Consider the following 16,499-nt stretch of genomic DNA (forward strand, 5'->3'; position numbering starts at 1 on the left):
GTTATTTGTTGGGAAATAATAGCTGGGTTGCTTTATTAGAAATAGTTGTGATGTTTTTAGTGTTGAGGAATGTTGAATAATGTTTTTGAGATTATTAGTTAATATAATTAATATTGTAAATACAGAATGACATCAAATTTTACGGAAAGGGCATTGTGAAATTGATGGTATAAGTTCTAACTTTTCTCAATCACTACAGGTTCATTAACCAACTCAACAAAAAACTATTTCTATGAAAAAACAACTCTTAATAGTTACTTTATTTCTAGCAAGTTGCTACCACAATTTATCAAAGGCACAATCTTGTATGGAATCAACAGCGCAAGAATATATCCAAAATTCGGATATGAAAATCTTATTCCGCAATGGAGGAGATATGTTTTGGGATGGTAGTTCTCAAGCTCAATATGCCGTACCTTATACCTATAATTCAAATAACCAAACCCATTCTATATTTGCTGCGGGGACTTGGATGGGGGCTTATGACCCAGGTGGAAATCTACTATTATCAGCGCAAACGTATCGTTCTAGTGGAAATGATTATTGGGCAGGCCCAATAGATGAGGCAACAGGGATGGTTTATGATTGTGCAGGATTCGATCGCATTTGGAAAGTACAGCGTTGGGCAATTGAACAACATATAGCAGATTACAACGATAATGGGGTCATTGATGGTCCTGTTAACCCAAGTATCTTGCAATGGCCAGGCAGAGACAATCCTGATTTCTTAGCGCAAATGGGCTTCCCATTACTTGTCAATCAAGATTTGGCGCCATTTTATGATGCGAATAACAACGGTATCTATGATCCTATGGGAGGCGATTATCCTGTGTTTGAAAATGGTAACCCTAATGCTATTGCCGAAGAAATACTGTGGTCTGTATTTAACGACAATGGAAATGTACACACCCAAAGCAATGGTCAAGCTCTAAAGGTAGAAGTGCAACAAACGGCTTATTTGTTTTCCTGCTCTAACGATCCATTATTGAACAAAACGTTGTTTGTAAAACACAAAGTTATTAATCGTAATCCAATAAAACTCCGTGATTATTACTACGGTGTTTGGTTAGATTTTGATATGGGCTGTTCTCACGACGATTATATCGGAACCATACCTAGCAAAAATACGATGTATGCTTACAATGCTGATAATAACGATGATAACCCTTGTGGAACAGCAGGTATAGCAGGATATGGCACCAATCCACCTGTACAAGCGGTTACTATACTAAATCATAATTTAGCACATAGCATTTATTATATCAATGGCTCGAATCCAGTGGGAGATCCTACTAGTTCAATCGGTTATTACCGCTTATTATCGGGGAAATTTATGGATGGTACACCATTAACTCATGGAGGCAATGGTTATAATGTCAATGATCCCAATGCAACACTTACAAACCATGCTTTTCCTGATAATCCCAATGATCCAGCAGGGTGGTCTATGTATACTGAAAATCTATCGGGACTTGATCAACGTATTATCGGTTCTGTTTATAAAGATAGTCTATTGCCAGGAGAAACTTTTATTGTAGACTTAGCTTATTCTTACCATAGAGATCCTGACAGCAACCATGTACAGAATGTCAACTTGATGGAGCAACAAATAGATTTGGTTCAACAGTATTATGATAATAATTTTGCTTTGACGGGCTGTACACAACCTACTTTTTGTACTAATAATTGTGTTTATCCAGGGGATGCCAATAACAATGGGGTAGACAATGATTTTGATATTTTGGAAATGGGACTAAAGTATGGTGGGGCAGCAGTGGCTCGTACTCAAATAGGCGATCATTGGATGCCTCACACGCCACCAACACCTATTATCAATGCTTATGTAGATGCGAATGGTGACAATACCGTAGATACATTGGATTTGATTGTTAATAAAGACAACTGGGAGAAAACACATAGTTTGTATACGGGAGCTGTCGAAGGCTTTAACACGGTAGGAACGGACTTATTTTTTGAACGTTATTATAATAGTTCTTCGTTGCCTATTTCCCTTGCTAAGGATACAGTGGTTTTGTTAAATGGCTATGCTGTATTGGATGTGAACTTTGGGGATGCTGTGCAAAATATTACAGATTTGCATGGAGTGACATTTAGAGTGAATTACGATGAAACTACTTTGAACCTACAAGGAATAGGAAACAATCCAGTTTTTGGGCTAGGATATTCAAACTTAGACAATGGTTGGTTGGACGATGATGGAGCACCTGTTCACGCTCGGATGATACTGGAAGATGGTAGAATTCACTATGTTGGTACCCGTCTCAATCAAGTCAATTATACAGGAGGGGGAAAAATCGGTCGCTTGATTTTTAAAGTAGATGCCAATGCTCCAATAAATGCAGCTACAATGTCCACGCAAGTTTGTTTTGAGGACTTTAAAGCGATTCGAGCAGACGGAACAACAATTTCAATAGGAGCGGAGTGTGCAACAATTCTATATCGCGATACAAATTATACAAGCATACAAAAAATAGAAAGAACTGCGCCCGCTATTAGTATTTATCCTAATCCAACCGATTATCAATTGAATATTGATTTAGGAACAGAGCAAAATGTTTCAATTCAACTCTTTAATGTTTTGGGAGAAGCTGTACAAACTATCAAAGATGCAAATGGTATTGTAGAATTATACAAAAATGATTTGGCACAAGGAATCTATACTATGGTTGTCGAATTTAAAAATGGGACAAAATCTAGCCATAAGGTTGTGTTCAACTAAGAACGACCTTCACGAAATGTAGTTCCTGTAATAATAAAGTGGTATGGATCACTGAAGTCTTTTTCTTTATTGGCATCCTCGAGAGATGTATAGCCTTTTGAGGGTGTCTATTTTCACTTCTTTGATAAAAGAAAAACTAAAACAGTGATCTTGCTGCGAAATGCATTGAAATTGCAATTTATTGATTGTTAAATTAATATTTTTTTTGCAAACTCTTGATTAGCAATGCTTGCATTAGAAAAATGATAGAAAATATGAAAAAAATACTTGTTATTCTTATAGCCTCAGGAATATGCTTGTTTAATAAAAGTGTTTGGGCGCAAAACTGTGCAGAATCTAATGCACAGGAATATATCCAAAATTCGGATATGAAAATCTTATTTCGAAATGGGGGAGATATGTTTTGGGATGGCGATATTCAAGCTCAATATGCCGTACCTTATGTCTATAATTCAAATAACCAAGCCCATTCTATGTTTGCGGCGGCTACTTGGATGGGAGCTCTTGACCCAGGAGGACAAGTGCTATTATCAGCGCAAACATACCGTGCTAGAGGAAATGATTATTGGGCAGGTCCAATAGATGAGGCGACAGGAATGGTTTATGATTGTGCTGGATTTGACCATATTTGGAAAGTACAGCGTTGGGCAATTGAGCAGCATATAGCAGATTACAACGACAATGGGATTATTGATGGTCCTGTCAATCCCAGTATTTTGCAATGGCCAGGCAGAAATAATCCTGATTTTTTGGCACAAATGGGGTTCCCATTGCCTGCCAATCAAGATTTAGCGCCATTTTTTGATGCCAATAACAATGGTATCTATGATCCTATGGGAGGTGATTATCCTGTATTTGAAGATGGTAATCCCAATGCTATTGCAGAAGAAATATTGTGGTCTGTATTTAATGACCAAGGAGGACTACAAACACAAAGTCGAGGACTAGCTTTAAACGTAGAAGTGCAACAAACGGCTTATTTGTTTTCCTGCTCTAACGACCCATTATTGAATAAAACGTTGTTTGTAAAACATAAAGTTATCAATCGAAATCCATTAAAACTATATGATTATTATTATGGTGTTTGGCTTGATTTTGATATGGGCTGCGGAGAAGACGACTATATGGGAACGATACCCAGTAAAAACACTATATATTCTTACAACGCTGATAACGACGATGATAATCCTTGTGCAGTAACAGGTGAGGCGGGTTATGGTACTAATCCACCTGTACAAGCCGTTACTATACTAAATCATGATTTGGCGCATAGTATCTATTATGTAGGAACACAAGGATCAGACCCTGTTAGTCAAAACGTATATTATCGTCTGTTAACAGGAAAATTTATGGATGGTACCCCATTGACTCATGGAGGTAATGGTTATAATTCCAATGATCCCAATGCAATACCAGTAAATTATGCATTTCCTGACAATCCCAACGATGCAGCAGGATGGTCTATGTATACTGAAAATCTATGGGGATTCGACCAACGTACTGTTGGTTCTATCTATAAAGACAGTTTATTACCTGGAGAAATCTTTACCGTAGATTTAGCTTATTCTTATCATAGAGACCCTGACAGTAATCACCTTCAGAATGTCAACTTGATGGAGCAACAAATAGATTTGGTTCAGCAATATTATGATAATAATTTTTCTATGGCGTGTACACAATCCGTTTTTTGTACCAGCAATTGTGTCTATCCAGGGGATGCCAATAACAATGGAGTAGACAATGATTTTGATATTTTGGAAATGGGACTAAAGTATGGTGGGGCAGCAGTGGCTCGTACTCAAATAGGTGATCATTGGATGCCTCATATGCCACCAACACCTATTACGAATGCTTATGTGGATGCGAACGGTGACAATATCATAGATACATTGGATTTGATCGCTAATAAAGAAAATTGGCAAAAAACGCACAGTTTGTACACGGGAGCTGTGGAAGGTTTTAACACGGTTGGAACCGACTTGTTTTTTGAACGTTATTACAGTACTTCAATGCCTATTTCTCTTGCGGCTGATACAATAGTACCGTTAAGAGGTTACGCTGTCTTGGATGTTAATTTTGGTGATGCTGTACAAAATATTACAGATTTGCATGGTGTGACATTTAGAGTTAATTATGATGAGGCTGTTTTGAATTTGAATCTACAAGCAACAGCAAGCAGTCCAGTTTTTGGGCTAGGATATACAAACTTAGACAATGGTTGGTTGGACGATGATGGAGCACCTGTTCATGCTCGAATGACATCGGAAGATGGTCGAATTCATTATGTTGGCACCCGTCTTAATCAAGTCAATTATACAGGAGGAGGAAACCTTGGGCGTCTAATTTTTAGAGTAGATGCCGACGCTCCAGTAAATGCAGGTACGATGTCTACACAGGTTTGTTTTGAGGACTTCAAAGCGATTCGAGCAGACGGAACAACAATTTCAATAGGAGCGGAGTGTGCAACAATTCTATATCGCGATACAAATTATACAAGCATACAAAAAATAGAAAGAGCTGCGCCCGCTATTAGTATTTACCCTAATCCAACCAATTATCAATTGAATATTGATTTGGGAACAGAGCAAAATGTTTCTCTTCAACTTTTTAATGTTTTGGGAGAAATGGTACAAACTATCGAAGATGCAAGAGGAGTGGTTGAATTGAAAAAAGGAGAGTTGGCACAAGGAATGTACACGATAGTAGCTCATTTTGAGAATGGAACTAGATCCACACACAAGGTATTATTTAATTAAAAAAAGTAAGTGGTCAGAAAAAAATAAGGTTCTTTTTATATAATTTTTTCTGAACAATTACTTAAACGAAGTAACTATATATTTTTGTACTACGAAACACAGCTTTTGATTTCAGTTTTGGAATCAGAGTTGTGTTTTTAGAGTTATTAAAAAAGGAAACATGAGTCATCCCGAATTTTCTAAAGCACATTGACAAAATAAAAATGTTAAGATAAAATGGATGGCTTTTCTAAGTCTGTAAATCGGCATCGAAGTCTTTCGGTGCCGATTTCCTGTTCTAGGACACCAAATATTAATGATAGTAGTCATAGTTGCTCTAAAGTTCCTCAACATCCGAAACAAAAAATCCATTACCAAAGTAACTAACATCAACATTTTAAGACGATTTTCAAAGAACCAAAGCCTAGGAGACTCCATACCCAACTCTGATTTTCCATATCTAAAAACCTGTTCAATATCCCATCGTTTCATATAAGAATAGAACATTTCCCATGCTTTGCCACAAGTGTCAATTACTTCATTGGTTAGCAAGTACATAGGAGAAGTGCCTTTGCGTTTATCACGAACAATAACGAGGTATAAATCTGTTTGGGGAAACCATGGATGAGCTACTTTTCGGTAGAGTATTTTGACGCTTCTCGTTTCTTTCCGAATATTATCCCATATTAGGCGATGATCCTTAGCTTTTTGTCCCAGAGAAAGACGATAGGTATTTTTCTTCACTCCATTTTCATCAATCAAATTATTAAGCTTTTTCCAACGAACTAGAAACTTTGCTTTAAAGTTGAGCATACGTTCTACAAAAACACCATTGGCATAACCTCTATCAAAGACATGAAGCACATCCGCTTGTGTAGATGCTACACGTTTATTTAGAGCATTAAACATCCGATAAAATATCTCCGAACTTTCCTCTTTATGTTTACCTCTTGTGGCAAACCAACGCATTTTAGATATTTGAGGAACTTCCTTCGCATGCAAGGAGGTTAAAACTGCACCCGACCACTCAAATCCAGGAACACAAATACGTTTATGCTTATCATAATAACCTGGTTTTATTCGTGTTAACCGTTGACTCTTCTTACTGTGTACTGGGCTTAGCCCTTCACTAAACCAACTTTCGGGCTTTTCTAGTACACTATCATCCCAGAGCATCAACCAACTTTTTCCTAATTCTTGCTTATCTTCCAATCTAGCAACAAACTCTTCTTCTAAATGTTGATCTATTATTTGGTAATCCCATTTCTTACTGCGAAATAAATTACTCACACGTTTTACTCCTGCTTTAGCTTTTTTAGGACCAAGAACTAAGGCGCCTAACTCGGTCAATAGCAAGGCATCTGAACGATTTCTTGACATTAAAACTGCTATAAATACATTATAAAATGTACGCACCAAACGTTTATCTAAATCTTCATCTAGTTTTAAGAGTAATTTAGACAAGTATTGATGTGAGCGATGTAAAATTGTCCATCCTGCTCCATTCTCTTTATTGATATTTTCTGTATCTTGTAGTTTATTATAATACATAGGAATCTCTAATTTTTTGTGGTAATTAAATCTAGTAGATTCCTATCTTTTTTCCAAAAAAAAAGTCATCGCCGAAAAATTCGGGATGACTCATGTTTTAAGTTTAAATAATTTCGTCAAACAAGGTTCGTAAGCTTTCGTCACTTGGTCTTGGAGCACTTGCACTAATAATATTACCTTCGGTATCTAATAGAATAAAACGAGGAATGCTATTAATTTTGTAAGCACGAATGAAGGGGTCTTCCCAGCCTTTGGGTGCCAATAGTTGTATGCCTCCGAGTTCTTTATCTTTGACCATCGCTCTCCATTTTTGGTTGGCAACTTCCCATGAACCTTGGTGTGCTTGAGCATCATCAATGGATAAACTTACAAAAGCAATATTTTTGCCTTCATAATCGTGTTCCAATTTTTTTAAAGCAGGTATTTCTGCTTTACAAGGACCACACCAAGTTGCCCAAACATCGATGTATACATTTTTGCCTTTTAAATCAGAAAGAGATGTTTTGCTTCCGTCATAATTCTCAAAATCAGTAAAGATAGGAGAGCTACTACCTTTAGGCATTTCGTTTTTTAATCGAATGATCTCTAAGTGATATTCTTTTAAAGATTGAGCGATGATAGACAATTCATTTAAATTCTCATGGATCAAAATAGAGTCTATATCTTTTTGAGAATTGATGTAGTCTTTCGCTTGATCGACAAGAACTTGAGTAGCACTATCCAACTGAGTAGAGTCTAAATGTGTTAAGTTTTGATCGTATAATTCTGTTTCAAAACGAGCCTTAGCAACTAGATAGTTATTTTCTTTAGCGCCTTCTCCTGTAAATTTAGCGGTTTCTGCAAAGTCCTCCGCATCTACATCCAACGAAAGATCATAACCATCTTTTAAAAAGACAATCATTCCTTTTTGCCTAGTTGTAAAATAATAGGTACCAGGTTCGACACTAAATGTATCTGTGAAACTGCCATCTTCTTTTATGGCAATTGTTTTAGCGAAATCACGGGATAAAATTGCTAACGAATCAGCAGTTGTATGGGCAATTTTTCCCGAAAATACCACATAATCTTTAGGTTTTTCAGTTTGCTCTGATGAAGTAGTTTCTTGGCAAGAAAAGAGGGCAAGAATCGGGAGAAAAAGAAGGAACTGTTTCATATATTTGGCTTGGATTAATTGGGTTCTGTAATAAATTGCTTGATGACTAGCAAGTTGTTATTACTGAACACAAGATGAAAATTTAATTTAAATATAATATTTTTTGTATTAAAGAGATAAGACCATACTAGGTTTTCTATTCTTCAAAATTGTAGGAAGCGTCCCAATTAAGATTCTAACAAAATACGGATATTATCAATCATCGTTTTAGCATCTTGATTTTGGGGGTGTTTTTTGTAATATTCATTATAATACTGCAATGCCAAAACTAAATTATTTCGATTGTTAGGTCCTGGGTCAGCTTGATATAGCTTGGTGTGAAGTAGTCCCAAAGAACTAAGCGCTACATCTTTGTACGTAGGGTTGGTGGATAATTTTTTAAATAAATCAATGCTTTTTCGAGTATTGATATCTATATAAATGGTTGCTAGTTGATGGACAATATCCATATTTTGAGGATTCAACTCTAAGGCTTGGTTAAGTGTTTTAATAACAGCAGCATTATCATTTAGCTTTTGATATAGATCAGCACGATGCACTAATATTGTTTTGTTTGTTTTGTGTCTTAATTCTGCTTTGGCAAGCATTTTTAATCCATCGTTATAAAGGCGTTGTTTTTTTGCCAATTGAGCATAAGTAATATAAATTTCTAAAGGCAGAGGATACTCTAACCCTTCTAATTGCCCAATTGTACGTTTAAATGTGGTTAAATCCCTTTTTTGTATAGCAACATTTAATTGCCTTAGATAAGCCTCTACATTGGTAGGTTCCAATTGTATCGCCTGAGTATAATACTGTATGGCTTGCGCATATTGGCGGTTGGCTTGTGCACTTTCTCCTTGTGTAATGGCTTGATGATAAGCATCAGACTGTGCAAAAAAAGTAAAGGGCAAAAGTACAAAAATAGGCAAGGATAAGAATTTGGGCATATTGATTGATTTATAATAATGAGTACAGATGAACTAATAATAGTCTTGACAATTAAATAGTTAAGGTTCGAATTGTGTTTTTGTAATGAGAAGAGCCAAGCACGACCAAGAGTTTATGAGCATACTTAAAGATATCTAATTCATTCGATTAAGGAGCTCGGTTGTACAAAAATAATAAATTTAGAACTAGTTTTTCCAAAAAAATAACGTTCTTGTTAACATTCATTCTGTAGATAGAGAACTATATTTTTGATTTAATGAAGACAGTTAGAGAATATTTACAACTTATTAAGGATTTTTATTGGGAACATGCTCCTTATTACAAAAACCTTACATTTAATCCAATGACTTCGATCGAAATCCAAGATTTGGAAAAAAAAGTAGGTTTTAGCTTACACAATGAACTGGTTGAGTTTTTGACTTATTGTGATTATCGAATAGATTTTGAAGGCGGCTATGTTTATGAAAATCCTGCTACTGTTTTAAATAATTGGAGTTGTAGTGCGGAATTGATAGATGAAGGTATCTTCAAAGATACGGTTGCATTCAAAGAGCAGCATGGATTTACCAATTGGAAAGATAAGCGCCTTGCCCGAAAATATTGTAGTAAAGGTTGGATACCATTTTGTGTAGATAGTGGAGGCAATCAATTGCTAGTAGACCATGATCCTGGACCAGTTGGACAAGTAGGACAAATAGTGGGAATGGAATTTCAAGATGGTCAAGGACCAGGATATACAACGAGTAGTTTGAGTGCTTATTTGGCAGACACCTATGAATGTTTGATTAACTATCAATGGTCTACTTGGGATTATGGTAGCGAAGGAAATCAATTGATAGAAATAGATTCTTATATAACACCTTCGAATCACAAAAGCGATACTTGATTATACTTTGGAGAACTAAATATTAAAGAAAGGCATAAAATAAGTATGATAATCAACTTTTTGGAATGCTTTTGTTGCTCAATTAAAATAATTTTATGAAATCTATACTTGTTTTTACTAGTGTAATTTTATTGTTAGTTGCTTGCAAGGCAACAAATAAAGCAGCTTCCTCAAAAAAAGGACTGAATACAGAATGGTTTTATGGTCTCTGGAAAGTAACCGCTTTTCGGTTTCATGATGGAAGAGTTATGCCTGGACCATATATGGGAAACCCTCAATATGCTTTTGATAAGGAAGGAAAACGAACGAAAACTTTGAATGAAGAACCTGCTCCTCCACCAGAAATTGTAGATTATATTTTAGGACAGGATAGTATGATCTCTTATCCCAATAATAATTTTCCACCCATGAAGGTGGTTCATTTGTCGCAAGATTCAATGATATTGAGCAATGATAAGTTGAGTTGGTATTTGCATAAGTAATCATTTAAGTAAGTGGACAGAAAAAAGTATAGTTAAAAATGTAATTGTTTTGCCTATAAATTTTTATGAACGATTACTTAATAACTTCTATTTCAGGTCAATAATTCAGAGCTTTCTTTATCTACTTCTAAAAAATAGCAAGCAATCTTTTAGAAGTAGTAGGCTGAATAATTAGTTTTTATATCTAGTTGATTTTAGTTTATTTGGTTGTTAATCAGTGTTTTGCGGGTTTTTTCTGTTGCTGCTGAATGAAGATGAAATTAAATTTTAAGATTTTGGTATAAAAATAGAATAGAGTTACTATAAAACACCTATTCGGTGTTCTAAAACAAGGAAACAGTTGTTTCAAAACGAAAATTTAATGTTATGCAAAGAACTTTTAATCTAAGTATGTTAATTAGTATAATGCTGTTGTTGTTAGGTGCTCAACAAGCATTTTCTCAGGATCAAGATGACAAAAAAGCAGCTAAAACAATTGCTAAAGTAGGCAAGTGGGAATGCAAGAAACTCCAAAAAGATGGCCGTGAAATCAATATCAAGGGGATTGCAGGAATTGTAACGATGGAGTTTCGGATTCGAAAAGATATGAAAACAGAAAAATTTACAGATGCAAAAGGGAATGAGAAGAAAAAAAAGGTAAAAGAGGTGATTAATGTCTTTAAAATGGAAATGGGGGGGAACGACCGTATTTTTAATTATAATGTCAAAAATGATTCTGTGCAGTTTGTTGGTGTGAATGGGTGGAACGATTATAGAATTGTACGTGTAGAAAAAGATGAGATGGTTTTGGAGCATAATTTAGACAACAGTATCTATCGTTGGACAATGATTCCTTCGCCCAAGGACAAGCCCAAAAAGAAATAACTTCTTGTAGTTATAGAATTAGCTCGTGAGATCGCAAGCTTAGTTACCAAAAAGATAAAAAAGTACATTTATATTAGTTTAGCTGCGCTGCTACTTCGTGAGTGCTGCGCTTTTAGTTAGCTTTGTTACTCCCTACTGTCGTGAACTCGCATAGCTCGGTTCGCTGCTAATACGTGGTACTTCGTGAGTGCTGCGCAGTTGATAATCAAAATTTTAATACAAAACACAATAAAGCTATAACTTATTGATTATAAGGTTAATAAAGTTTTTTAATGACCACGTAGTAGCAGCGCAGTTAACTATTGATAGAATAGGAATGAGTCCAAAAAATGGACTCATTTTTTATTTAAAAAAGAAGTGTTTGATGCCTGTTAAAATACTTTGTACAGCATAGGCTGCTAGAATTAGTCCCATGATTTTACTAATGACAATAATCCCATAGTTACCAATTTTTTCCTGCACAGCATTAGCTGCCAGTAATATCAGACCTGTTAGCGCAATAACAATTAGAACAATCAGGGTGGTCACAGCTTGTTGTTGAATGCTATAATGGTGATTGTCTGTCATTAGAACTACAGCCATGATTGCCCCAGGAGAAGCAATGGAAGGCATTGCTACGGGAAATATAGTAACATGATTATAATCTGTTATTCGATTGATTTCTTCCTCAGGTTTGCTGTCTCCAAAAATCATACTGAGCGCAAATAGAAACAAAATCACACCTCCTGATATTTGAAAAGCATCCAAAGAAACTTCCATTCCTTCTAGAATTAATTGTCCTATTATAATAAAAAACAATAAGATACAAAAGGCAATTCCTGCAGCACGAATTGCAATTTTTTGTTGTTGGACTTTATCAAAGTTTTTAGTAGCTTCTAAATAAACAGGAACAGAACCGAGGGGATCAATAACGGCAATCAAAAAGAAAAAGGTCGTGATAAATTCAGACATATTAATGCTATTTTATTTTATTCGTTTTGCTTGAGCTGAAAAAGACAAACCTTGTTGCCCTTTGGTTGAATTCATGATTCCCTCAAATAAAGGTTCGGGACAGCCCAAAGGTATTTTCCACTCAAATAAAAAATTAGAACCCGTTCCACCACTTACATCTGTTAAGTCTATGATGATTTCTGTTGTTTCCATAGGTGATAAGAACACAGGTTGATCAAAATAAGTTCTAATTAATGCTCCATATGTGTCGTAATAAGAAGCACTCAGTAAATAAATAGTATCTGTGTCACTAGTATTTCGCAAACTAACCATAGCTGTTAAGTTCGTCACTCGCTTATCGTCTGCACTGTATATTTGAGAATAAATAGAAAGATAGGATTTCCCATATTCTAACGAATCTACCTGTTGGATGTCAATAAATTTTTCAGACCAGTTTTGTGTAGGAAGTGAACTCGGGTGATCTTCTTCATGGCAAGAACTAGCAAACGTGATGATAAGTAGAAAATATAAATATTTTTTCATTGTAAGAATTATTATTTAGCAGATGGTATTATCTTATTGCAGTATTTGTTGTTGTTTGTTAATGTTTTAGATTTTTAGTTGGTGTTGGTTGACCTGAGATAGGGTAGACGCTTGCTAAAAATACTTTTTTATTAGAATAGTAGCTCGTTGCTTTTTACTTTTTTAACAAAAAGATGAATAGTATGCCATTCTGTTAGAGTATTTTGTAGGTACTAAGTAAAGCAATCTCATGCAATGTTAAACGCTTGATTATCTTTAGGGCTACTTTGGATCTTTTTTGTAGGAGGTCAACCTAAGAAGCATTATTGGTAGGTTTTATTTTCTTCTTAATATTTGCCCATATCCAATACTCAACAATAATTAGATTAGGAACCCAACTAAACCACGCAACCCAAGTATAACTATTTAGGTTGTACCAATTGAATAAATACCCCAAGAAGAAGGTATACCAACGTAAGGTAATAGCAGATAAGGTTAAAGCGTAACTGCGTAACATAAATGCTCGATGTTGGAGGATATTTTTCTTGCGAATATACATCCAAGCTTGCCAAGTGAATAACCACCATAAAAAAGATAAAGCAAAAAAACAACTGTTAATCAGCCAACCTCCACGTGCATAGAATGCCATGATTAAGGCGGAAGGAGCTGAAATAAATAAAATAAGTCCTACATAAGCTTTCCCCATTCTACGATGCCATTGTATAGCATTGGTTTGAATCCAACGGCTAAAACCCAAGCCACCAATGACCAAAATACAGCCACTAGTTACAATATGACCATACAAAGCAGGTAGATAAATAGAATAATGTATTTGTTTAGTTTTTAAGAAAGTAGAAGGGGTCGTGTAAGGAGAAAAGTGCTTGAGGCTACCAACTGTAATCACAACAGCCATCGATAAAATGAACAGTAGCCCAATACCTTTTCCAATATTTTTGAGAACATTAGCCAGCAGCGACAAATACCCCATAGGTGGTATTGATGAATTCAGCTTCATGTCCTTCCATTTTTTTCTTTTGGTTGAGAATAGCACGAATGTTGTGTTTTTCTATTTCACTTAATTGATCGTCTACATTTTTAAATTGTGGGGTATACCATGCTTGTTTTGCAAAATAATCTTGCCATTTTTTCTTTGTAAAAATGTAACCATGCGCCGCATAAATTTCATTGCGCATTACATCCAAGTCGTCAATAGTAAGGTGCTCTAAGTTCGCAAAATTTAGATAATCATCTTCTTTTACAGTTGCTCGTTCTTCCTCGGTGAGGTCACGAGAAAAGCAGCCTTTAAAATAAAAATCTGTAATTTTAAGTATTCTAGTAAAGGGATACAGACCTTTGACGTCAATAGAACTAATTTTTCCATTGGCACTAATATGATGATAAGTATAAGTTGTCATCATCGTATAAGTTGGGTGGTGAGCTGCCTTAATCATCATTACTTCTAAGGTATTATCATCAATAAAACGGAAACGAATATTGGGAGAACAAGGGCCTTGTATACCATAATGTTCTATACTCAGCACATCTATTTTTTCCATTTTTTCATTGACGGTAATAATATCGTTACGTTCTTCATAATAACCACGAGGGTCGGCTATATACTGTTTAAAAGCACTAATAACGGTTTGATTATTGCCTGTTTTTCGAGCAGTTTCGATGGTTGCCGTTGTTTCGCCATTGCCAGGACCATTCCTTACAAACGGACTCCATTCTGTTCTAAATTCAGGAACCAATCCTAATTGGTAGAGGTAGGATGGAAGAACTAACAAGGCTTCTTGTTGCACACGGCTATCTTTTTGAAACGTTCTTTGTGTTTTAAAAATTGGAATTAATGTCTCTGAGTTGGAATCAAAAGACCAATTGGTTAAAAGGTTAGCCACTGATTGTGCTTTGAAAAGGGCTTTGTTGTAATGAGACATAGTATCTAGTGAGACTTCGCCAGAAGTCCTAAGCCAACCAAATTGATCCCCTTTTCTAACTTGAACCCAAGCATTTTTAACATTGTTACAAGGATAAATGCCGTCAAACTCTGCTTTTAGTAATTCATTGCCAACAATGTCATAAGCTCCTAGTTTACCATCCAATTCCACTTCCATAAGATTGGGGGCAACACCACCCATGTTGTAGATTTTATCATATTTTATTGGGATAATCGTTTCGTTCAATTCATTGACCAAACCTACTTTATAAGAGCCTTTGGGAGCTGCATTTTGATTTGAATCCTTCCAATTGTCTTCCTTCCAATCCCCCGTAGCAACAATAAAATACAGTTGGTTGTTGATGAACATGGTGTAAGGAATGTGTTGGTGAAATGCTCCAAATTGTTTTTCAAAAGCAGCTGTACGGGCAGCAATCGTCTTTAAATTGATGTTAGATCGTTGTGTTTCTACCAACTTGATGGTAGGAGCAGTATTTTCTTTAGAAAATTGTATACTATCTGCACTTGTTGCTTGAAAGGGGGCTTCTTGACTAGTTTCAGTACTAGCACATTGATAAAAATAGAAGCTTATCAATAGAAGTAGTGGCCATAAATTTTTCATAGTGGATGTTTGTCTTATTTTGTCAAAAGAAAGAGACGATAATTTTTCTGAACAACCACTTGTTCTATGCTTAAAAACAAAAATAGAAGCGTAAAGACATTACTTTTAGAGATAAAAAACCCATTGATAGTATCAAATTTATTATTTGGCAATTTTGCGTACAAAAAAGATAAAATAAGTGATTTTAACCGCAAAAAGTCTTTTTTTTGTAAGTAAACTATATTTTATAAAATAGTTTTTGGAAATTTATAAAACATTTCCTACTTTCGAGCTAAGGTTATAAAACATTAATTGTGGTTCTATAAAGAGAACAACAAAAGAACAATTAAGGTTTTAAAATTTAATTGATTGATTTTTGGTGATTAAAAGGTTTGTTAAATGAAAATTTGGCAAACCTTTCTTTTTTTTCAATAACTTATCGTCTTTGTTTTTTTAGCTTTTTACTGCTTCCTTCTTCTCGAATAAATTTTCCATCAGAAATAAATTCTACGCTATTTAAGTAATGATAGGCCGCATTCGTAGCAAAGGCTGTTGTAATGATAATTTTGTTGGCTTTGGGATTTTCGATAGGAATGGTTAATTCTCGTTGATCAAATTCAATGGTGATGGATTGAATTGCTTTATTCTTATTGTATTTATAAAATCGAGGAGGGTCACTATTTTTGAGGCTATCTCTTATCTCCGTAGAAGCAGCCATCATTAATTTTTGGCGTTCTTCTAGCATTTTTAGACCTGCTTCTCCATCCATTTCCAATGTAGCCGTTTCGTCTTCATTAACAAAAATACTAGAGATAGAGGTAGGGCTTTGTCCCTTTTGTTTTCCTTGAATGATGACGTGCAAATTGTTGATTTGAGGATCTTCAACTTCTTCTACAACATAATCTGTTAGCTGATGATCGCTGGTTAGAACTACTCGACCGCTTCCAAGAGGTCGCCACTTGCCTTGAGTAATGCAGTTGGTCCATTCTTTATTGTAGGTATAAAAAAAGACACCATCTCGTCGCAAGTTTAATTCAATGGTTTCTTTTGATGATTTGTCTTCATATTTATAAATTCCTGTTTGAGCAAAACTGTTGTAGGAAAATAAAATTAAGATTATGAAAAGTAGATGTGAGGTTTTCATATTGTGTTAATTTTTAATTCAAGAT

At 35.2% G+C, this 16,499-nt stretch carries 13 protein-coding genes; 5 read left to right on the forward strand and 8 right to left on the reverse strand.

Going from position 1 to position 16,499, the window contains the following annotated elements; translation table 11 throughout:
• Positions 1 to 232 precede the first annotated feature (232 nt).
• Together QP953_RS11290 and QP953_RS11295 are read left to right on the forward strand one after the other, a co-directional pair.
• A complete protein-coding gene (locus QP953_RS11290; protein ID WP_309555082.1) occupies positions 233 to 2,740 on the forward strand; it encodes a T9SS type A sorting domain-containing protein in 2,508 nt (835 codons plus the stop codon).
• Between the two features lie 254 nt (positions 2,741 to 2,994).
• On the forward strand, positions 2,995 to 5,496 hold the full coding sequence (locus QP953_RS11295; RefSeq protein WP_309555083.1) for a T9SS type A sorting domain-containing protein: 2,502 nt from the start codon (positions 2,995 to 2,997) through the stop codon (positions 5,494 to 5,496).
• A 165-nt stretch (positions 5,497 to 5,661) separates the two neighbouring features.
• On the opposite strand, the gene QP953_RS11300 is transcribed toward QP953_RS11295, so the two are convergent.
• From QP953_RS11300 to QP953_RS11310, 3 genes are all read right to left on the reverse strand, one after another.
• On the reverse strand, positions 5,662 to 7,026 hold the full coding sequence (locus QP953_RS11300) for a hypothetical protein (RefSeq protein WP_052600389.1): 1,365 nt from the start codon (positions 7,024 to 7,026) through the stop codon (positions 5,662 to 5,664).
• 103 nt (positions 7,027 to 7,129) lie between these two features.
• A complete protein-coding gene (locus tag QP953_RS11305) occupies positions 7,130 to 8,179 on the reverse strand; it encodes a TlpA disulfide reductase family protein (RefSeq protein ID WP_052599703.1) in 1,050 nt (349 codons plus the stop codon).
• Positions 8,180 to 8,346: 167 nt separating this feature from the next.
• The gene (locus QP953_RS11310) at positions 8,347 to 9,108 is read right to left on the reverse strand and encodes a tetratricopeptide repeat protein (RefSeq protein ID WP_052599702.1); all 762 of its coding nucleotides are present in this window, start codon (positions 9,106 to 9,108) and stop codon (positions 8,347 to 8,349) included.
• 257 nt (positions 9,109 to 9,365) lie between these two features.
• On the opposite strand from QP953_RS11310, the gene QP953_RS11315 reads away from it, so the two are divergent.
• The 3 genes from QP953_RS11315 (at position 9,366) to QP953_RS11325 (ending at position 11,341) form a co-directional block, all read left to right on the forward strand.
• Complete coding sequence (locus tag QP953_RS11315) at positions 9,366 to 9,995, forward strand: SMI1/KNR4 family protein (protein ID WP_052599701.1); 630 nt, start codon at positions 9,366 to 9,368, stop codon at positions 9,993 to 9,995.
• Positions 9,996 to 10,090: 95 nt separating this feature from the next.
• Positions 10,091 to 10,477, forward strand: a complete 387-nt coding sequence (locus tag QP953_RS11320) for a hypothetical protein (RefSeq protein WP_052599700.1) — start codon at positions 10,091 to 10,093, stop codon at positions 10,475 to 10,477.
• Positions 10,478 to 10,843: 366 nt separating this feature from the next.
• Complete coding sequence (locus tag QP953_RS11325) at positions 10,844 to 11,341, forward strand: lipocalin family protein (protein WP_052599699.1); 498 nt, start codon at positions 10,844 to 10,846, stop codon at positions 11,339 to 11,341.
• Between the two features lie 342 nt (positions 11,342 to 11,683).
• Here the strand turns inward: QP953_RS11325 and QP953_RS11330 are convergent, their stop codons facing one another.
• The 5 genes from QP953_RS11330 to QP953_RS11350 all read right to left on the reverse strand — a co-directional run bounded on the left by QP953_RS11330 (position 11,684) and on the right by QP953_RS11350 (position 16,474).
• Positions 11,684 to 12,292, reverse strand: a complete 609-nt coding sequence (locus QP953_RS11330) for a MarC family protein (protein WP_309555084.1) — start codon at positions 12,290 to 12,292, stop codon at positions 11,684 to 11,686.
• A gap of 12 nt (positions 12,293 to 12,304) precedes the next feature.
• On the reverse strand, positions 12,305 to 12,814 hold the full coding sequence (locus tag QP953_RS11335; RefSeq protein WP_309555085.1) for a DUF3124 domain-containing protein: 510 nt from the start codon (positions 12,812 to 12,814) through the stop codon (positions 12,305 to 12,307).
• A gap of 292 nt (positions 12,815 to 13,106) precedes the next feature.
• The gene (locus QP953_RS11340) at positions 13,107 to 13,808 is read right to left on the reverse strand and encodes a DUF2306 domain-containing protein (protein WP_081909647.1); all 702 of its coding nucleotides are present in this window, start codon (positions 13,806 to 13,808) and stop codon (positions 13,107 to 13,109) included.
• A complete protein-coding gene (locus tag QP953_RS11345; protein ID WP_309555086.1) occupies positions 13,756 to 15,351 on the reverse strand; it encodes a YARHG domain-containing protein in 1,596 nt (531 codons plus the stop codon). The genes QP953_RS11340 and QP953_RS11345 overlap by 53 nt, the downstream gene beginning before the upstream one ends.
• 415 nt (positions 15,352 to 15,766) lie before the next feature.
• On the reverse strand, positions 15,767 to 16,474 hold the full coding sequence (locus tag QP953_RS11350) for a hypothetical protein (RefSeq protein WP_052599694.1): 708 nt from the start codon (positions 16,472 to 16,474) through the stop codon (positions 15,767 to 15,769).
• Between the last annotated feature and the right edge of the window lie 25 nt (positions 16,475 to 16,499).

The sequence above is a fragment of the Aureispira sp. CCB-E genome (assembly GCF_031326345.1).
Lineage (GTDB): Bacteria > Bacteroidota > Bacteroidia > Chitinophagales > Saprospiraceae > Aureispira.